The sequence below is a fragment of the Escherichia sp. WS2035 genome (genome assembly GCF_046487065.1).
Taxonomy (GTDB): Bacteria; Pseudomonadota; Gammaproteobacteria; order Enterobacterales; family Enterobacteriaceae; genus Escherichia; species Escherichia coli.
The window spans coordinates 249,049-267,177 of the sequence record NZ_JBJQKD010000001.1 but is presented as its reverse complement, the minus strand read 5'-3'; the positions used below and the strand labels follow the sequence as shown (position 1 = coordinate 267,177).

The window sequence follows — 18,129 nt, the reverse complement described above, 5'->3', positions numbered from 1 at the left end:
AACGACGAAAATGTCCAGGAAAATTCCTGGAGTCAGATTCAGGGTTATTCGTTAGTGGCAGGGTTACGAAGCGTGGGGCACAGGAGATACATCTCCAGTAAGATGGCGACGTAATCGCGGGCTTCTTTTTTAAGATCAAAAGATTGCGGGGCAAAGAGCCAGTTTTCCATCAGGCCGGAAATATAGCCGCGCATAATAATTGCTGCGCGACGCGTCATTAAATCCGCAGGCAACATTTTCGCTTCAATACAATGTTTTAACGTTTGTTCTATACGGTCATAACTTTCCAGACAGAGATTACGTTGTGCCTGTTGCACAACAGCCATTTCTCCGACAAATTCGCATTTGTGGAATATAATCTCCATCAATAATCGACGCCGTTCTTCTGTCACCGTGGACTCAAGAACATGAATTAATATCTCTCTTAATACTGAGAGTGGATCGCCAGGGAATTTTGCCTGATACTCAAGCTCGAGTTCACCAATATTGGATTCTGACAGTTCCCAGATCTCACTGAACAAATCCGACTTGTCTTTAAAATGCCAGTAGATTGCACCGCGCGTAACGCCAGCTGCTTTTGCAATCTCACCCAGCGAGGTGGATGATACCCCCTGCTGTGAGAAAAGACGTAGAGCCACATCGAGGATGTGTTGGCGCGTTTCTTGCGCTTCTTGTTTGGTTTTTCGTGCCATATGTTCGTGAATTTACAGGCGTTAGATTTACATACATTTGTGAATGTATGTACCATAGCACGACGATAATATAAACGCAGCAATGGGTTTATTAACTTTTGACCATTGACCAATTTGAAATCGGACACTCGAGGTTTACATATGAACAAAAACAGAGGGTTTACGCCTCTGGCGGTCGTTCTGATGCTCTCAGGCAGCTTAGCCCTAACAGGATGTGACGACAAACAGGCCCAACAAGGTGGCCAGCAGATGCCCGCCGTTGGCGTAGTAACAGTCAAAACTGAACCTCTGCAGATCACAACCGAGCTTCCGGGTCGCACCAGTGCCTACCGGATCGCAGAAGTTCGTCCTCAAGTTAGCGGGATTATCCTGAAGCGTAATTTCAAAGAAGGTAGCGACATCGAAGCAGGTGTCTCTCTCTATCAGATTGATCCTGCGACCTATCAGGCGGCATACGACAGTGCGAAAGGTGATCTGGCGAAAGCCCAGGCTGCAGCCAATATCGCGCAATTGACGGTGAATCGTTATCAGAAATTGCTCGGTACTCAGTACATCAGTAAACAAGAGTACGATCAGGCTCTGGCTGATGCGCAACAGGCGAATGCTGCGGTAACTGCGGCGAAAGCTGCCGTTGAAACTGCGCGAATCAATCTGGCTTACACCAAAGTCACCTCTCCGATTAGTGGTCGCATTGGTAAGTCAAACGTGACGGAAGGCGCATTGGTACAGAACGGTCAGGCGACTGCGCTGGCAACCGTGCAGCAACTTGATCCGATCTACGTTGATGTGACCCAGTCCAGCAACGACTTCCTGCGCCTGAAACAGGAACTGGCGAATGGCACGCTGAAACAAGAGAACGGCAAAGCCAAAGTGTCGCTGATCACCAGTGACGGCATTAAGTTCCCGCAGGACGGTACGCTGGAATTCTCTGACGTTACCGTTGATCAGACCACTGGGTCTATCACCCTACGCGCTATCTTCCCGAACCCGGATCACACTCTGCTGCCGGGTATGTTCGTGCGTGCACGTCTGGAAGAAGGGCTTAATCCAAACGCTATTTTAGTCCCGCAACAGGGCGTAACCCGTACGCCACGTGGCGATGCCACCGTACTGGTGGTTGGCGCGGATGACAAAGTGGAAACCCGTCCGATCGTTGCAAGCCAGGCTATCGGCGATAAGTGGCTGGTGACAGAAGGTCTGAAAGCAGGCGATCGCGTAGTAATAAGTGGGCTGCAGAAAGTGCGTCCTGGTGTCCAGGTAAAAGCACAAGAAGTTACCGCTGATAATAACCAGCAAGCCGCAAGCGGTGCTCAGCCTGAACAGTCCAAGTCTTAACTTAAACAGGAGCCGTTAAGACATGCCTAATTTCTTTATCGATCGCCCAATTTTTGCGTGGGTGATCGCCATTATCATCATGTTGGCAGGGGGGCTGGCGATCCTCAAACTGCCGGTGGCGCAATATCCTACGATTGCACCGCCGGCAGTAACGATCTCCGCCTCCTACCCTGGCGCTGATGCGAAAACAGTGCAGGACACGGTGACACAGGTTATCGAACAGAATATGAACGGTATCGATAACCTGATGTACATGTCCTCTAACAGTGACTCCACGGGTACCGTGCAGATCACCCTGACCTTTGAGTCTGGTACTGATGCGGATATCGCGCAGGTTCAGGTGCAGAACAAACTGCAGCTGGCGATGCCGTTGCTGCCGCAAGAAGTACAGCAGCAAGGGGTGAGCGTTGAGAAATCATCCAGCAGCTTCCTGATGGTTGTCGGCGTTATCAACACCGATGGCACCATGACGCAGGAGGATATCTCCGACTACGTGGCGGCGAATATGAAAGATGCCATCAGCCGTACGTCGGGCGTGGGTGACGTTCAGTTGTTCGGTTCACAGTACGCGATGCGTATCTGGATGAACCCGAATGAACTGAACAAATTCCAGCTAACGCCGGTTGATGTCATTACCGCCATCAAAGCACAGAACGCCCAGGTTGCAGCTGGTCAGCTCGGTGGTACGCCGCCGGTGAAAGGCCAACAGCTTAACGCCTCTATTATTGCTCAGACGCGTCTGACCTCTACTGAAGAGTTCGGCAAAATCCTGCTGAAAGTGAATCAGGATGGTTCCCGCGTGCTGCTGCGTGATGTGGCGAAAATTGAGCTGGGTGGTGAGAACTACGACATCATCGCAGAGTTTAACGGCCAACCGGCTTCCGGTCTGGGGATCAAGCTGGCGACCGGTGCGAACGCGCTGGATACCGCTGCGGCAATCCGTGCTGAACTGGCGAAGATGGAACCGTTCTTCCCGTCGGGTCTGAAAATTGTTTACCCGTATGACACCACACCGTTCGTGAAAATCTCTATTCACGAAGTGGTTAAAACGCTGGTCGAAGCGATCATCCTCGTGTTCCTGGTAATGTATCTGTTCTTGCAGAACTTCCGCGCGACGTTGATTCCGACCATTGCCGTACCGGTGGTATTGCTCGGGACCTTTGCCGTCCTTGCCGCCTTTGGCTTCTCGATAAACACGCTAACAATGTTCGGGATGGTGCTCGCCATCGGCCTGTTGGTGGATGACGCCATCGTTGTGGTAGAAAACGTTGAGCGTGTGATGGCGGAAGAAGGTTTGCCACCAAAAGAAGCCACCCGTAAGTCGATGGGGCAGATTCAGGGCGCTCTGGTCGGTATCGCGATGGTACTGTCGGCGGTATTCGTACCGATGGCCTTCTTTGGCGGTTCTACTGGTGCTATCTATCGTCAGTTCTCTATTACCATTGTTTCAGCAATGGCGCTGTCGGTACTGGTGGCGTTGATCCTGACTCCGGCTCTTTGTGCCACCATGCTGAAACCGATTGCCAAAGGCGATCACGGGGAAGGTAAAAAAGGCTTCTTCGGCTGGTTTAACCGCATGTTCGAGAAGAGCACGCACCACTACACCGACAGCGTAGGCGGTATTCTACGCAGTACGGGGCGTTACCTGGTGCTGTATCTGATCATCGTGGTCGGCATGGCCTATCTGTTCGTGCGTCTGCCAAGCTCCTTCTTGCCAGATGAGGACCAGGGCGTATTTATGACCATGGTTCAGCTGCCAGCAGGTGCAACGCAGGAACGTACGCAGAAAGTGCTCAATGAGGTAACGAATTACTATCTGACCAAAGAAAAGAACAACGTTGAGTCGGTGTTCGCCGTTAACGGCTTCGGCTTTGCGGGACGTGGTCAGAATACCGGTATTGCGTTCGTTTCCTTGAAGGACTGGGCCGATCGTCCGGGCGAAGAAAACAAAGTTGAAGCGATTACCATGCGTGCAACACGTGCTTTCTCGCAAATCAAAGATGCGATGGTTTTCGCCTTTAACCTGCCCGCAATCGTGGAACTGGGTACCGCAACCGGCTTTGACTTTGAGCTGATTGACCAGGCTGGCCTTGGTCACGAAAAACTGACTCAGGCGCGTAACCAGTTGCTTGCAGAAGCAGCGAAGCACCCTGATATGTTGACCAGCGTACGTCCAAACGGTCTGGAAGATACCCCGCAGTTTAAGATTGATATCGACCAGGAAAAAGCGCAGGCGCTGGGTGTTTCTATCAACGACATTAACACCACTCTGGGCGCTGCATGGGGCGGTAGCTATGTGAACGACTTTATCGACCGCGGTCGTGTGAAGAAAGTTTACGTCATGTCAGAGGCGAAATACCGTATGCTGCCGGATGATATCGGCGACTGGTATGTTCGTGCTGCTGATGGTCAGATGGTGCCGTTCTCGGCGTTCTCCTCTTCTCGTTGGGAGTACGGTTCGCCGCGTCTGGAACGTTACAACGGCCTGCCATCTATGGAAATCTTAGGCCAGGCGGCACCGGGTAAAAGTACCGGTGAAGCAATGGAGCTGATGGAACAACTGGCGAGCAAACTGCCTACCGGTGTTGGCTATGACTGGACGGGGATGTCCTATCAGGAACGTCTCTCCGGCAACCAGGCACCTTCACTGTACGCGATTTCGTTGATTGTCGTGTTCCTGTGTCTGGCTGCGCTGTACGAGAGCTGGTCGATTCCGTTCTCCGTTATGCTGGTCGTTCCGCTGGGGGTTATCGGTGCGTTGCTGGCTGCCACCTTCCGTGGCCTGACCAATGACGTTTACTTCCAGGTAGGCCTGCTCACAACCATTGGTTTGTCGGCGAAGAACGCGATACTTATCGTCGAATTCGCCAAAGACTTGATGGATAAAGAAGGTAAAGGTCTGATTGAAGCGACGCTTGATGCGGTGCGGATGCGTTTACGCCCAATCCTGATGACCTCGTTGGCGTTTATCCTCGGCGTTATGCCGCTGGTTATCAGTACTGGTGCTGGTTCCGGCGCGCAGAACGCAGTAGGTACCGGTGTAATGGGCGGGATGGTGACCGCAACGGTACTGGCAATCTTCTTCGTTCCGGTATTCTTTGTGGTGGTTCGCCGCCGCTTTAGCCGCAAGAATGAAGATATCGAGCACAACCATACTGTCGATCATCATTGATACAACGTGTAATCACTAAGGCCGCGCAAGCGGCCTTTTTTATGCATAACCTACGAACATTAAGGATGTATTGAACCACCAACTCAGGATCCCATACGAAAACCAGTATTAACCACGTATAAAATTCATAAAAAATACTGATTGTTAGTTAATTTATATTAAGTAGCGCTAATAGATTTAATAATCCATAACCATTTAGAGGCTATTCTTAATTATTTGCGGTAATTCTTTATTCATTCCTCGGTTATTACGTCATATTCAGAGCAATCCTGGTATTAGTGTCACCAATTTCTTCTGGCGATAATTCTGAAATGTTATGAACAGTTCGAGCAAACTGCTTTTACCTGCTGCGGGTTGGTGCTAGTATGAAAAAGTGAGTCCTGTCCCGCTTCCTTCCTAATTGTAATTTTTCGTAATAATGCGATGAAAACCTGCAAAGAGTGGCTTATAGTTAAGCTAACAAACGAGAGGGCAAGTCCAGGTCAGTAAGTTTTTTCCATCCCGAAAGGTGTCCGTTAGTTCAACCGCTAAGAAGGGGACGCGTTATGGATGAATACTCACCCAAAAGACATGATATCGCACAGCTTAAGTTTCTCTGTGAAACCCTGTATCATGACTGCCTTGCAAACCTTGAAGAAAGCAATCATGGCTGGGTTAACGACCCAACCTCGGCGATCAACCTCCAGTTGAATGAACTGATTGAGCATATTGCGACCTTCGCACTTAATTACAAAATTAAGTATAATGAAGACAATAAGCTCATTGAGCAGATCGACGAATATCTGGATGACACCTTTATGTTGTTCAGTAGTTATGGTATTAATATGCAGGATCTTCAGAAATGGCGGAAGTCAGGTAATCGACTATTCCGTTGTTTTGTCAATGCGACGAAAGAGAATCCTGCGAGTTTATCTTGTTAGAATTATTACAACCATGGGTAGAAGTATGTCCGAAAAACCTTTAACGAAAACCGATTATTTAATGCGTTTACGTCGTTGCCAGACAATTGACACGCTGGAGCGTGTTATCGAGAAAAATAAATACGAATTATCAGATAATGAACTGGCGGTATTTTACTCAGCCGCAGATCACCGCCTCGCCGAATTGACCATGAATAAACTGTACGACAAGATCCCTTCCTCAGTATGGAAATTTATTCGCTAATAAATAACTCGCTTTCGGAGCTATAACCGGCTGTTTATTAAGAATTTTATACTTTTTTTCGCCATGAAGGCATACCCTATGTGATCTTCATCACACAGATGTAATGGGAACGTTCTCTTCACTGACTTTTCGTCTTACTGTGTTGCCGCATTTTCAGCAACCGGAAGTCAGTAATGAGCACAGAAAAAGAAAAGATGATTGCTGGTGAGTTGTATCACTCGGCAGATGAGGCGTTATCTCGCGATCGCCTGCGCGCTCGTCGGCTTATTCACCGATACAATCATTCCCTGGCGGAAGAGCACACATTACGCCAGCAAATTCTTGCTGATTTATTCGGTCAGGTGACAGAGGCTTATATTGAGCCAACGTTTCGCTGTGACTATGGCTATAACATTTTTCTCGGCAATAATTTTTTCGCCAACTTCGATTGCGTGATGCTTGATGTCTGCCCTATTCGCATTGGTGATAACTGTATGTTGGCACCAGGCGTTCATATCTACACGGCAACACATCCCATCGACCCTGTAGCACGTAATAGCGGTGCTGAACTGGGGAAACCCGTCACCATCGGTAATAACGTCTGGATTGGCGGACGTGCAGTCATTAACCCTGGTGTGACCATTGGTGATAACGTCGTGGTAGCCTCAGGTGCAGTTGTCACAAAAGATGTCCCGGACAACGTTGTCGTGGGCGGTAATCCAGCCAGAATCATTAAAAAATTGTAACCAGCTTTTCTCAACTGTTATGCAAAATCGTGGCAAATCTGTTACTTCCCCTCTACTATTCCCACGTTAAAATAGGGTGTTCCCTGGAAAGTTGCAGATATCACGAAGGCAAACGATGACCGAAATACAACGCCTGCTGACCGAAACGATTGAGTCTCTGAATACCCGCGAAAAACGCGACAACAAACCCCGCTTTAGTATCAGTTTTATCCGTAAACATCCGGGGCTGTTTATCGGTATGTACGTTGCTTTTTTTGCTACCCTGGCGGTGATGTTGCAATCCGAAACGCTTTCAGGCTCTGTCTGGCTACTGGTTGTATTATTTATCCTGCTTAATGGTTTCTTCTTTTTCGATGTCTACCCACGCTACCGCTATGAAGATATCGACGTGCTGGATTTCCGCGTTTGCTATAACGGCGAATGGTACAACACGCGCTTTGTACCTGCCGCGCTGGTTGAAGCCATCCTGAACTCTCCACGTGTCGCGGATGTTCATAAAGAACAACTGCAAAAAATGATCGTCCGTAAAGGTGAACTATCTTTTTACGATATTTTTACCCTCGCTCGAGCCGAATCAACATCTTAAGTTAGGGGTACATACCAGGCGTAAAGCTCTACGCCTGGTCAAATGACAACGATTGCTTCCACCCATCACTTCATGAAATACCAGCTCTACCTCCTTATCTCCTGCCAGCCTTTTTCCACAATCAGATATACTTTCCCTACACTGTGTTAATAAGGATATGCTGGTGAGAACACGACATCTGGTCGGCCTTATTTCGGGAGTACTGATTCTTTCAGTATTGCTGCCTGTCGGCTTAAGCATCTGGCTGGCCCATCAGCAGGTAGAAACGTCATTTATTGAAGAGCTGAATACGTATTCCTCCCGCGTCGCTATTCGGGCCAATAAGGTGGCGACACAAGGGAAAGATGCGCTGCAAGAGCTGGAAAGATGGCAAGGCGCTGCCTGTAGCGAAGCCCATCTCATGGAAATGCGTCGGGTATCTTACAGTTATCGCTATATTCAGGAAGTGGTTTATATCGATAACAACGTTCCCCAATGTTCGTCTCTGGAGCATGAAAGCCCGCCCGATACCTTCCCCGAGCCAGGTAAAATTTCGAAAGATGGTTATCGTGTCTGGTTAACATCGCATAACGATTTAGGCATTATCCGTTACATGGTCGCCATGGGAACGGCACATTATGTCGTCATGATCGACCCCGCTTCCTTTATTGATGTCATTCCCTATAGCTCATGGCAAATTGATGCCGCCATTATTGGCAATGCCCATAACGTTGTCATAACCAGCAGCGATGAACTTGCTCAGGGAATTATTACCAGGCTACAAAAAACACCCGGTGAGCATATCGAAAATAATGGAATCATTTACGATATCCTGCCCTTACCGGAGATGAATATTTCGATCATCACCTGGGCTTCAACGAAAATGTTGCAGAAAGGCTGGTATCGGCAAGTCTTTATTTGGTTACCGCTCGGGTTGGTGATTGGCCTGCTGGCAGCGATGTTTGTGCTGCGTATTTTGCGCCGTATCCAGTCACCGCATCATCGGCTGCAGGATGCTATCGAAAATCGTGATATTTGCGTGCACTATCAGCCGATTGTCTCCTTAGCCAATGGCAAAATTGTCGGTGCTGAGGCACTGGCGCGCTGGCCGCAGACAGACGGTAGTTGGTTGTCACCAGATAGTTTTATTCCGCTGGCACAGCAAACGGGCCTTTCTGAGCCATTGACGCTACTGATTATAAGAAGCGTCTTTGAAGATATGGGCGACTGGCTGCGTCAGCATCCTCAGCAGCATATTTCGATCAATCTTGAATCCACCGTGCTCACCTCGGAAAAAATCCCGCAATTGCTGCGTGAAATGATCAATCACTATCAGGTTAATCCCAGACAGATCGCGCTTGAACTCACTGAACGCGAGTTTGCCGATCCGAAAACCAGCGCCCCGATAATTTCTCGCTACCGGGAGGCGGGCCATGAAATTTATCTCGATGATTTTGGTACAGGGTATTCAAGTTTAAGCTATTTACAGGATCTGGATGTCGACATTCTGAAGATCGATAAATCTTTCGTTGATGCGCTGGAATATAAGAATGTCACGCCACATATCATCGAAATGGCAAAAACACTGAAACTGAAAATGGTTGCGGAGGGAATCGAAACCAGTAAACAAGAAGAGTGGCTACGCCAGCATGGCGTGCACTACGGTCAGGGCTGGCTCTACAGCAAGGCATTACCGAAAGAGGATTTCTTACGCTGGGCCGAGCAACATTTGTGAATTATAGGGCTGACGGCACGCCGCACAGCCCGTCACGCTACCTACTCGTCGATGATTGACTCGAATCCGCCATAGATCATTCGCTTACCATCAAACGGCATGGACTCGCCGAACTCTTTCATCCGTGGGTCCGACATCATCTTTTGATTAGCAGCGTCGCGGACCTCTTTTGAAGGGTATTCAATCCAGCTAAAGACAACCTCTTCATTCTCTTCCGCTTTCACCGCCATACGAAAATCGGTCACTTTACCATCCGGTATATCGCTGGCCCAGCATTCGACAATACGAAGCGCCCCGAACTCTTTAAATAATGGCGCGGCCTTAGCGGCCATTTCCCGATAGGCATCCTTTTTATCGGCAGGAACGGCAACAACAAAACCATCAACATACTTCATCAGACATACCTCCGAAGCGTACTGCGCAGCCAGACAATTCTTGCGACGTCAGTTGTGGTTAAAGTTTAGCCATGTTGGGATTTTTTGACGAAATGGTAGGAGGCAGAAATGGGTGGGGGCCCTGCCAGCTACATCCCGGCACACGCGTCATCTGCCTTGGCTGCTTCCTTCCGGACCTGACCTGGTAAACAGAGTAGCGTTGCGGGAGAACCAACAGAGCCCCCATTGAGAGCGTTGAGAACCAACGCGCAGGCGCATTATCACTGCTGCCCCGGCTAATTGCAACCCATTGCGTGCCAGATGCTGGTTTCTTGCGCAATGCGGCTTCACTCGGGCGTTTTTCCAGATTATGCTGAAAAATTACCTCAGGAAGAAAAGATGGAAAAAGAAGATTCATTTCCCCAACGCGTCTGGCAAATCGTAGCCGCTATTCCCGAAGGCTATGTCACCACTTACGGTGATGTGGCGAAACTGGCGGGCTCGCCCCGTGCCGCGCGCCAGGTTGGCGGTGTGTTAAAGCGTCTCCCCGAAGGCAGCACCTTGCCCTGGCACCGGGTGGTTAATCGCCACGGCACCATTTCACTGACCGGACCGGATTTACAGCGTCAGCGACAGGCATTACTGGCAGAAGGTGTGATGGTGTCGGGAAGCGGGCAAATCGACTTGCAGCTTTATCGCTGGAACTACTAACCCTCTCCGGGCGGAGAGGGTTAACTTCGCTTAATATTGCGTTGGAGCTGGAACTGCCGAAGACGGATTCACCTGGGTTGGTGAAGTTGAAGGTACGGTAGTCGTTGCGCCACCGCTAGCCTGAACCGGCACGGCGGTTTGCTGCACCGGCACCAATGTCAGGTCGGCTTTAGTTCCGCCCTGGTTGATCACCGGCTGAACGGTATCGGTAATAAATACCAGTTTGTCATTCACGGTAATCGCCGCACTCAACAGAATACGCGCGTTCGGCTGAACATCTGCCGGGTTAAATGGCAGAACAAAGCTGAATGGTGACTGTTTACCTTCGGTACGCACCGCTTTCTGCGCCAGCACTTTCGACGGCGCATCGGCTAACGACGCGTCAGAAAGTGTCACGGTCAGCACGGCATCAGGCGGCAGTGCGACTTTCTGACGGATCCAAACGGTACCGGAGACATTCGGTTGCTGGATAGCAGGTTGTTGTGTTGCTGAAATAGACGTATTTGCAGCCGGTGCTGGCGTCTGAATATCCGCGCTTTTATCTGCGCAAGCCGCCAACGCAATCGCAACCGCTAAACCACTGGCCATGTGCACGAGTTTCATTCACTTCTCCTTATTATCAATGCACCAGCGGGCTAACTTTCCTCGCCGGAAGAGTGGTTAACAAAATAGTAACGTCAACAAGTGTGGCACACATCACGCATTTCTGCCTGTAATTAGCCCGTAATTCAGACCATTGCACCCATCGGACCAGTGGCAAATTTGCGTTATACTCAACTCACTTTGGCTTGCTGCGGCAGCTTTGTTACTGGAGAGTTATATGAGTCAGGCGCTAAAAAATTTACTGACATTGTTAAATCTGGAAAAAATTGAGGAAGGACTCTTTCGCGGCCAGAGTGAAGATTTAGGTTTACGCCAGGTATTTGGCGGCCAGGTCGTGGGTCAGGCCTTGTATGCTGCAAAAGAGACCGTCCCTGACGAGCGGCTGGTACATTCTTTTCACAGCTACTTTCTTCGCCCTGGCGATAGTAAGAAGCCGATTATTTATGATGTCGAAACACTGCGTGACGGTAACAGCTTCAGCGCCCGCCGGGTTGCTGCTATTCAAAACGGCAAACCGATTTTTTATATGACTGCCTCTTTCCAGGCACCAGAAGCGGGTTTCGAACATCAAAAAACAATGCCGTCCGCACCAGCGCCTGATGGCCTGCCTTCAGAAACGCAAATCGCCCAATCGCTGGCGCACCTGCTGCCGCCAGTGCTGAAAGATAAATTCATCTGCGATCGTCCGCTGGAAGTCCGTCCGGTGGAGTTTCATAACCCACTGAAAGGTCACGTCGCAGAACCGCATCGTCAGGTGTGGATCCGCGCAAATGGTAGCGTGCCGGATGATCTGCGCGTTCATCAGTATCTGCTCGGTTATGCTTCTGATCTTAATTTCCTGCCGGTAGCTCTACAGCCGCACGGCATCGGTTTTCTCGAACCGGGGATTCAGATTGCCACCATTGACCATTCCATGTGGTTCCATCGCCCGTTTAATTTGAATGAATGGCTGCTGTATAGCGTGGAAAGCACCTCGGCGTCCAGCGCACGCGGCTTTGTGCGCGGTGAGTTTTATACCCAGGACGGCGTGCTGGTTGCCTCGACCGTTCAGGAAGGGGTGATGCGTAATCACAATTAAAAAAATAGCCGGAGGTGAAAACCGTCCGGCTGTTTTTTGCAGTGCTTGTTACGCGTTATAGGCATTCTCGCCGTGGCTGTTGACGTCCAGCCCTTCTCGCTCCTGCTCTTCCGGTACACGCAGACCAACCGTCAGATCCGCCAGTTTGTAGCCGATAAATGCCACCACACCAGACCAGACAATCGTAATGGCGATGCTTTCCAGCTGTACCAGCAACTGATGGCCCATCGTCACACCTTCAGCGAAGCCCACGCCGCCCAGCGAGCTGGCGGCAAAAATCCCGGTCATGATACAGCCGACAATACCACAAACGCCGTGCACACCGAAGACATCGCAGGGATCATCCACCCGCAGCAAGCGTTTGAGCATGGTAACGCCCCACAAGCCCGCCAGACCAGCTACCACGCCGATAATCAACGCGCCGCCAACCCCAATGTAACCACAGGCTGGCGTCACGCCGACCAGACCGGCAATCGCGCCAGAACACGCTCCCAGCAGTGAAGGCTTACCACGCAGCGCCCATTCACCGAAGATCCAGCCAAGAATTGCCGCCGCGGTTGCGACCACAGTATTCACAAATGCCAGTGCCGCGATTTCATTCGCCGTGCCCGCTGACCCGGCGTTAAAGCCAAACCAACCGATATAGAGAATGGCAGTCCCGGTGAAGACCATCGGCAGGTTGTGCGGTTTAAACGCCTCTTTGCCGAAGCCCACGCGTTTGCCTATCAGATACGCGCCCACCAGACCGGCGATTGCGGCGTTAATGTGCACTACCGTGCCACCCGCGAAATCCAGCGCACCGTGAGAAGCCAGCAAACCGCCGCCCCAGACCATATGCGCAATCGGAATGTAAGAGAGCGTCAGCCATACCACCACAAAAATCAACACAGCTGAGAAGCGGATTCGTTCCGCCAGCGCCCCAACTATCAAGCCTACGGTAATGCAGGCAAACGATCCCTGAAACGCCACGTGGATATACTGATAAATGCTGCCCATCACCGCCGTCAGTTCAATGTTTTTCAGCATCAACCCGTTAATGTTGCCGAAGAAGTTGTTGCCTTCGCCAAACGCCAGCGAGTAGCCGTAAACCACCCAGAGAATACAGACCAGTGCAAACGTCACGGTCACCTGCGTCAGCATCGACAGCACGTTTTTGCCACGAATCAGCCCTCCATAAAACAGGGCAATCCCCGGAATAGTCATAAACAGCACCAGCGCAGTACAAATCATCATAAATGCATTGTCGGCTTTATCGGCCACCGCAGGTGCAGCCATTACCAGTCCCGGCAGCATCGCCAGTGAAGTAAGCCCAGTTTTTATCGTTGCTATCTTCATTTTTCGTTCCTGTTGCTGTGTGCCAGAGATTACAGCGCCGCTTCGTCGGCTTCGCCGGTACGAATACGAATGACGCGTTGCAATTCAGCGACGAAGATTTTGCCGTCGCCAATTTTTCCGGTGTAAGCCGCTTTGCTGACGATATCGATCACTTCATCGAGTTGGTCATCAGCAATCGCCACATCAATTTTTACTTTTGGCAGGAAGTTGACGCTGTATTCCGCCCCCCGGTACAGCTCGGCATGCCCTTTCTGACGCCCAAAACCTTTCACTTCGGTGACGGTCAGGCCCTGAATACCAATGGAAGATAACGCTTCACGAACGTCTTCCAGCTTGAATGGTTTGATTATCACGGTCACCAGCTTCATAGATCCCCTCCGGTCAGAATTCGGTAATGGTTCTGCTACACGAAGAAGGTATTGCAAGCGGTGTGCCAGAAATGAAAAACGAGAAAGAGAGCAGGAAGTTAAGAAGATTGAAAATGAAAACGCACTATGACAGTGCACAGTGCGTTACATTTTTGCACCAACGATGAAATATTGCGCTATTCAGGCGCTCAATGATTCCTCTTCACGCACGCTGGCTGCCAGCTCTTCGCCCGCAAGTTGCAGTTGATACATCTGCCAGTATCGTCCCTGGGCCGCCAGCAGTTGCTGGTGAGTGCCCTGCTCCACGGCTTGCCCACGATGAAGCACCAGAATGGTGTCGGCATCAACAATAGTCGATAAGCGGTGAGCAATCACCACAAGCGTAGTATGTTCACGCACCGCCGCCAGAGCATGTTGAATCGCCTGTTCAGTCCCGGAGTCAATGCTGGCGGTTGCCTCATCAAGGATCAGGATTTGCGGCGTCTCCACCAGCACGCGCGCCAGTGCCAGCAGTTGCTTTTGCCCGACTGAGAGATTATTCCCCTGCTCGCCAAGCAGCGTGTAAATACCATCACTCATGCTACGCGCCAGCTCCGCCAGCTGCACGGTTTCCAGCGCCTGCCAGACGCGTTCTTCAGAGATATCACGTCCCAGCGTCACGTTGGCGAGGAAGGTATCCGCCAGCACCACCGGATCTTGCTGCACCATTGCCACGCCCTGGCGCAGCGCGCTGTGACTTAGCGTACTTAATGGACGACCATCAAGGCGAATCTCACCTTCCGTTAGCGGGTAATAGCCCATCAATAAACTGGCGAGGGTGCTTTTGCCACTGCCGGTATGCCCGACCAGCGCCACAAAGTTGCGCGAAGGCACAGAGAGATTAATGTTCTTTAGCACCAGATTGTCATCGCGATAAGCAAATGACACGTTATCGACGTCGATGGTGCCGCTCTGCAACGAGCGATCATCATTGCCATATTGCTGGCGCGGTCCGTCCATCAGCTCAAAAACGCGCTCACCAGCAACAACAGCCTGTTGCAGCATCGCCTGCTGCGTGGTCAGTTCGATTAAGGGTTCGTTAAGTCGCCCCAAATAACTGATGAACGCATACAACACGCCCACTTCAATGGTGCCGCTGGCGGAGAAGCCAAACAGCATCAACAAGCCACAAAGAATGAGCGATGAAAACAGACTCAGCAGCGGACGCAGCAGAAAACCGTCGAGGCGCAGGGTTTGCATCCTCGCCATATAGTGTGAACGACTGGCCTCACCCATACGTTCGCCAAATCGCGCCTGCTGACGGAACTGCTGGATAACGCTCATGCCATTGATGATTTCGTTAAAGCCGTCGTTGATATCCGCCAGATAAGCGCGCACACGACGGACAATCGGCGTGCTGTAACGCTGATATATCACCATTACCACCAGCACCACCGGGAAAATCATTATCGCCACCAGCGCCATTCGCCAGTCGAGGCTGAACATCGCCACCAGCATCGCGCCCACCAGTGCGGCGCTACGCAGGACAGTTGCCACTACGGTAACGTAGAGATCGCGGATCACTTCAGTGTCATTAGTGACGCGGGAAATCACCTGCCCGACGGGTTGGGTATCAAACTCGCTTAATGGCTGGCGTAACGCAGCATCCATCACGTCGGTACGCAACTGTTGCACTACGCCTACTGCCGCCCGATTAAACAGCAGCGACTGCGCGTAATGTAGCCCGGCTGCAAACAGTTGCAGCCCAACATACGCCGCCGCCAGCCCTGCAACCACTTTCAACGGCAGGTTATTTTTCGCTACCATATTGTCGATAAAATAGCTGATAAGCAGCGGCCCACTGACTTCTGCCGCCGCCGCAACCCACATCATCAGGACCGCAATCCCCAACGGTTTACGCCACGGTGAACCGTACGCTAACAGACGCTTGAGAGTCGGCCACAGTTGGCTAAAACTACGCATCGACGGCCTCCTCGCGAATTTCCGGGGCGTCGTCGAGCGCCGCCTCCAGTTGTTGATAGCGATACATATCGCGATACCAGCCGCTTTGTTGTACCAGCACATCATGATTGCCACGCTGGGCGATATGCCCGTGCTGCATCACAATAATTTCACTGGCTTCCGTCAGTGCAGAAAGGCGATGGGCACTGATGATTACCGTTCTTCCCTGCCCCCACTGACGCAGGTTATGCAGGATCTGGTGCTCTGTGCGTCCGTCCACCGCTGAAAGCGCATCATCAAGGATGAGGATTTCCGCGTTGACTAATAACGCTCGAGCAATGGAGATACGCTGTTTTTGTCCGCCAGAAAGCATCACACCGCGCTCGCCCACTTCTGTGTCGTAACCTTGCGGCAGACGCAAAATATCGTCATGTACGCTGGCTAACCGCGCTACGTGTTCAATCTCTTGCTGGGTGGCATTCGGGCAACCCAACGCGATGTTGTTCGCCACGGTGTCGGAAAAAAGGAATGGTGTCTGGCTGACCACCGCCAGACGGCTACGCCAGCTATCGAGTTGTAACTTCGTCAGAGGAATATCATGAAAACGGATATCACCCTCGCTGACGTCGAAATGACGCTGAATGAGCGACAACAGGGTACTTTTGCCGGAACCAGTCGGCCCGCAGATACCCAGCATCTGACCGGGTTTCAGGGCGAAATTGACGTTTTCCAGCGCAGGATGGTCAGTCTGCGGATACGTAAACTGGCGAATATTCACATCCAGTTCACCACGACCTTCTGGCACCTTATCACTACCATCAATAACGACTGGCGCTTCGGCCAGCATGGTACGAATTCGGCTATACGCCGCGCTGCCACGTTCCACAATGTTAAACATCCATGCCAGCGCCAGCATTGGCCAAATCATCAGACCTAAATACATCATAAAACTGGTGAGCTGGCCCAGCGTTAAACTGCCCTGCACCACCATCCAACTACCGCCGCCGATCGCCAGCAAGTTCGCCATACCAATCGCGATATAGATGGTCGGGTCGAAACGAGCATCAATACGCGCCACCCGCATGTTTTTTTTGCCGGTATCTTCGGCATCCGCGGCAAATAACGCCGACTGACGATCTTCCAGACCAAAGGCTTTGATCATGCGGATACTGGTGAGGCTTTCCTGGGTGCGGTCATTAAGACTGGAAAACGCCGCCTGTGCCAGCTTAAAGCGTTCATGCAAGGCATCGCCGTTGCGCTTGATCATGATCGCCATCACTGGCATCGGCAACAGGGCAAATAAGGTCAACTGCCAGCTAATTTGCGTAGACATCATAATCAACACAGCGCAGCCCATTACCAGTGAATCCACCAGCGTCAGCACCCCTTCTCCGGCGGCAAACACGACGCGATCGACGTCATTTGTCGCACGGGCCATAAGGTCGCCCGTGCGATGACGCAGGTAAAACTCAGGATGCTGCCGGCTTAGCTGGCGGTAATAATCTTCACGCAGTTCAACAGCCAGTTGATAAGACGCACCAAACAGCAATACGCGCCAGACGTAACGCAGGAGATAAACCACAACGGCAATCAGCACCATGGTGGCGATCCACATCAGGATCTGCCCGGTAGTAAAGTGTTGTTCTGTCACGCCATCAACAACAATACCAACCACTTTTGGCGGAACCAGTTGCAGCATCGCGATAATGACAAGCAAGGCGACAGCCCCGAGATAGCGACGCCATTCCCGACGGAAATACCAGCTTAATTGAGCAAATAATCGCACGCGTTGTGTCCTGACTTGATTCTGGATATTTATTCGATGGGTAAAGAAGTGGTGTATTTAATCTGTTCCATCGCGAAGCTGGAAGTGACGTCCGACAGCCCCGGTACACTGTTTACCAGACGCTTATAAAACTCGTCGTAGCGTTTCATGTCGGCAACCTGGACGCGCATCAGATAATCGTATTCACCAGCCATGCGCCAGAACCCCAGCACTTCTGGCATTTCGGTAACCACCGTGACAAAGCGGCAATACCATTCGCTGCTGTGATGTTGCGTTTTTATCAGCACAAAGGCGGTCAGGCCGAGGCCTATTTTTTCCGGATCCAGCAGGGCGACTTTGCCGATAAGAATACCGTCGTCCTCCAGCCGTTTCAGACGCTTCCAGCAGGGGGTGGTTGTCAGATTAACGGCTTCAGCCAGTGCCTGCAAAGAGAGGGTGCAATCCTGCTGTAGCAAGGCCAGCAGCTTACGGTCAATTTTATCTAACATAGCCCTTCCACAGAGAATTTTTTTCTCTTTTAATTCTATTTTAAAGGTGAAATCGCG

General features: G+C 51.1%; 17 protein-coding genes and 1 other RNA gene. 9 read left to right on the top strand and 9 right to left on the bottom strand.

Annotated elements, in window-relative coordinates:
• Positions 1 to 44 precede the first annotated feature (44 nt).
• A complete protein-coding gene (acrR, locus tag ACJHX4_RS01300; protein WP_000101737.1) occupies positions 45 to 692 on the bottom strand; it encodes a multidrug efflux transporter transcriptional repressor AcrR in 648 nt (215 codons plus the stop codon).
• A gap of 141 nt (positions 693 to 833) precedes the next feature.
• On the opposite strand from acrR, the gene acrA reads away from it, so the two are divergent.
• From acrA to pdeB, 7 genes are all read left to right on the top strand, one after another.
• Positions 834 to 2,027, top strand: a complete 1,194-nt coding sequence (gene acrA / locus ACJHX4_RS01295) for a multidrug efflux RND transporter periplasmic adaptor subunit AcrA (RefSeq protein WP_001295833.1) — start codon at positions 834 to 836, stop codon at positions 2,025 to 2,027.
• 22 nt (positions 2,028 to 2,049) lie between these two features.
• Positions 2,050 to 5,199, top strand: a complete 3,150-nt coding sequence (acrB, locus tag ACJHX4_RS01290) for an efflux RND transporter permease AcrB (RefSeq protein WP_001132478.1) — start codon at positions 2,050 to 2,052, stop codon at positions 5,197 to 5,199.
• A gap of 545 nt (positions 5,200 to 5,744) precedes the next feature.
• Entirely contained in the window at positions 5,745 to 6,119 is a 375-nt protein-coding gene (gene tomB, locus ACJHX4_RS01285; RefSeq protein ID WP_000344800.1) for an Hha toxicity modulator TomB, read from the top strand.
• Between the two features lie 25 nt (positions 6,120 to 6,144).
• Positions 6,145 to 6,363, top strand: a complete 219-nt coding sequence (locus ACJHX4_RS01280) for an HHA domain-containing protein (protein ID WP_001291435.1) — start codon at positions 6,145 to 6,147, stop codon at positions 6,361 to 6,363.
• Between the two features lie 173 nt (positions 6,364 to 6,536).
• Positions 6,537 to 7,088 carry a maltose O-acetyltransferase gene (maa, locus tag ACJHX4_RS01275; RefSeq protein ID WP_000102539.1) on the top strand — a complete coding sequence of 184 codons (552 nt, stop codon included), beginning with the start codon at positions 6,537 to 6,539 and terminating at the stop codon, positions 7,086 to 7,088.
• Positions 7,089 to 7,203: 115 nt separating this feature from the next.
• Positions 7,204 to 7,674, top strand: a complete 471-nt coding sequence (locus ACJHX4_RS01270; protein ID WP_000136192.1) for a YlaC family protein — start codon at positions 7,204 to 7,206, stop codon at positions 7,672 to 7,674.
• A 163-nt stretch (positions 7,675 to 7,837) separates the two neighbouring features.
• Positions 7,838 to 9,388 carry a cyclic-guanylate-specific phosphodiesterase PdeB gene (pdeB, locus tag ACJHX4_RS01265; protein WP_001385227.1) on the top strand — a complete coding sequence of 517 codons (1,551 nt, stop codon included), beginning with the start codon at positions 7,838 to 7,840 and terminating at the stop codon, positions 9,386 to 9,388.
• A gap of 41 nt (positions 9,389 to 9,429) precedes the next feature.
• Here the strand turns inward: pdeB and ACJHX4_RS01260 are convergent, their stop codons facing one another.
• Both ACJHX4_RS01260 and ffs read right to left on the bottom strand, forming a co-directional pair.
• The gene (locus ACJHX4_RS01260) at positions 9,430 to 9,783 is read right to left on the bottom strand and encodes a DUF1428 domain-containing protein (RefSeq protein ID WP_000878135.1); all 354 of its coding nucleotides are present in this window, start codon (positions 9,781 to 9,783) and stop codon (positions 9,430 to 9,432) included.
• Positions 9,784 to 9,902: 119 nt separating this feature from the next.
• Positions 9,903 to 9,999, bottom strand: an RNA gene (ffs, locus tag ACJHX4_RS01255) — signal recognition particle sRNA small type.
• Between the two features lie 162 nt (positions 10,000 to 10,161).
• Between ffs and ACJHX4_RS01250 the strand changes: the two genes are divergently transcribed.
• Complete coding sequence (locus ACJHX4_RS01250) at positions 10,162 to 10,473, top strand: MGMT family protein (RefSeq protein ID WP_000409908.1); 312 nt, start codon at positions 10,162 to 10,164, stop codon at positions 10,471 to 10,473.
• Positions 10,474 to 10,503: 30 nt separating this feature from the next.
• On the opposite strand, the gene ACJHX4_RS01245 is transcribed toward ACJHX4_RS01250, so the two are convergent.
• Positions 10,504 to 11,076 (bottom strand): YbaY family lipoprotein, encoded by a 573-nt coding sequence (locus ACJHX4_RS01245; protein WP_000779831.1) that lies wholly within the window; start codon positions 11,074 to 11,076, stop codon positions 10,504 to 10,506.
• A gap of 217 nt (positions 11,077 to 11,293) precedes the next feature.
• Between ACJHX4_RS01245 and tesB the strand changes: the two genes are divergently transcribed.
• Positions 11,294 to 12,154, top strand: a complete 861-nt coding sequence (tesB, locus tag ACJHX4_RS01240) for an acyl-CoA thioesterase II (protein WP_001295832.1) — start codon at positions 11,294 to 11,296, stop codon at positions 12,152 to 12,154.
• Between the two features lie 48 nt (positions 12,155 to 12,202).
• On the opposite strand, the gene amtB is transcribed toward tesB, so the two are convergent.
• From amtB to decR, 5 genes are all read right to left on the bottom strand, one after another.
• Positions 12,203 to 13,489, bottom strand: a complete 1,287-nt coding sequence (amtB, locus tag ACJHX4_RS01235; RefSeq protein ID WP_000685051.1) for an ammonium transporter AmtB — start codon at positions 13,487 to 13,489, stop codon at positions 12,203 to 12,205.
• Between the two features lie 29 nt (positions 13,490 to 13,518).
• A complete protein-coding gene (gene glnK / locus ACJHX4_RS01230; protein ID WP_000780338.1) occupies positions 13,519 to 13,857 on the bottom strand; it encodes a P-II family nitrogen regulator in 339 nt (112 codons plus the stop codon).
• 180 nt (positions 13,858 to 14,037) lie between these two features.
• Complete coding sequence (locus tag ACJHX4_RS01225) at positions 14,038 to 15,819, bottom strand: SmdB family multidrug efflux ABC transporter permease/ATP-binding protein (RefSeq protein ID WP_001256214.1); 1,782 nt, start codon at positions 15,817 to 15,819, stop codon at positions 14,038 to 14,040.
• Positions 15,812 to 17,584, bottom strand: coding sequence for a SmdA family multidrug ABC transporter permease/ATP-binding protein (locus ACJHX4_RS01220; protein ID WP_001235630.1), 1,773 nt, complete (start codon positions 17,582 to 17,584; stop codon positions 15,812 to 15,814). Before ACJHX4_RS01220 ends, ACJHX4_RS01225 begins: the two co-directional genes overlap by 8 nt.
• A gap of 29 nt (positions 17,585 to 17,613) precedes the next feature.
• Positions 17,614 to 18,072, bottom strand: a complete 459-nt coding sequence (gene decR, locus ACJHX4_RS01215; protein ID WP_000884589.1) for a DNA-binding transcriptional regulator DecR — start codon at positions 18,070 to 18,072, stop codon at positions 17,614 to 17,616.
• Positions 18,073 to 18,129 lie beyond the last annotated feature (57 nt).

Excerpts from the sequence above, each read along its gene's own strand:
- ACJHX4_RS01250 (WP_000409908.1), top strand. The coding sequence starts at position 10,162 with ATGGAAAAAGAAGATTCATTTCCCCAACGCGTCTGGCAAATCGTAGCC.
- decR (WP_000884589.1), bottom strand. The coding sequence starts at position 18,072 with ATGTTAGATAAAATTGACCGTAAGCTGCTGGCCTTGCTACAGCAGGAT.
- ACJHX4_RS01260 (WP_000878135.1), bottom strand. The coding sequence starts at position 9,783 with ATGAAGTATGTTGATGGTTTTGTTGTTGCCGTTCCTGCCGATAAAAAG.
- ACJHX4_RS01225 (WP_001256214.1), bottom strand. The coding sequence starts at position 15,819 with ATGCGTAGTTTTAGCCAACTGTGGCCGACTCTCAAGCGTCTGTTAGCG.
- acrA (WP_001295833.1), top strand. The coding sequence starts at position 834 with ATGAACAAAAACAGAGGGTTTACGCCTCTGGCGGTCGTTCTGATGCTC.
- ACJHX4_RS01280 (WP_001291435.1), top strand. The coding sequence starts at position 6,145 with ATGTCCGAAAAACCTTTAACGAAAACCGATTATTTAATGCGTTTACGT.
- tomB (WP_000344800.1), top strand. The coding sequence starts at position 5,745 with ATGGATGAATACTCACCCAAAAGACATGATATCGCACAGCTTAAGTTT.
- ACJHX4_RS01270 (WP_000136192.1), top strand. The coding sequence starts at position 7,204 with ATGACCGAAATACAACGCCTGCTGACCGAAACGATTGAGTCTCTGAAT.
- tesB (WP_001295832.1), top strand. The coding sequence starts at position 11,294 with ATGAGTCAGGCGCTAAAAAATTTACTGACATTGTTAAATCTGGAAAAA.
- amtB (WP_000685051.1), bottom strand. The coding sequence starts at position 13,489 with ATGAAGATAGCAACGATAAAAACTGGGCTTACTTCACTGGCGATGCTG.
- maa (WP_000102539.1), top strand. The coding sequence starts at position 6,537 with ATGAGCACAGAAAAAGAAAAGATGATTGCTGGTGAGTTGTATCACTCG.
- acrR (WP_000101737.1), bottom strand. The coding sequence starts at position 692 with ATGGCACGAAAAACCAAACAAGAAGCGCAAGAAACGCGCCAACACATC.
- acrB (WP_001132478.1), top strand. The coding sequence starts at position 2,050 with ATGCCTAATTTCTTTATCGATCGCCCAATTTTTGCGTGGGTGATCGCC.
- glnK (WP_000780338.1), bottom strand. The coding sequence starts at position 13,857 with ATGAAGCTGGTGACCGTGATAATCAAACCATTCAAGCTGGAAGACGTT.
- ACJHX4_RS01245 (WP_000779831.1), bottom strand. The coding sequence starts at position 11,076 with ATGAAACTCGTGCACATGGCCAGTGGTTTAGCGGTTGCGATTGCGTTG.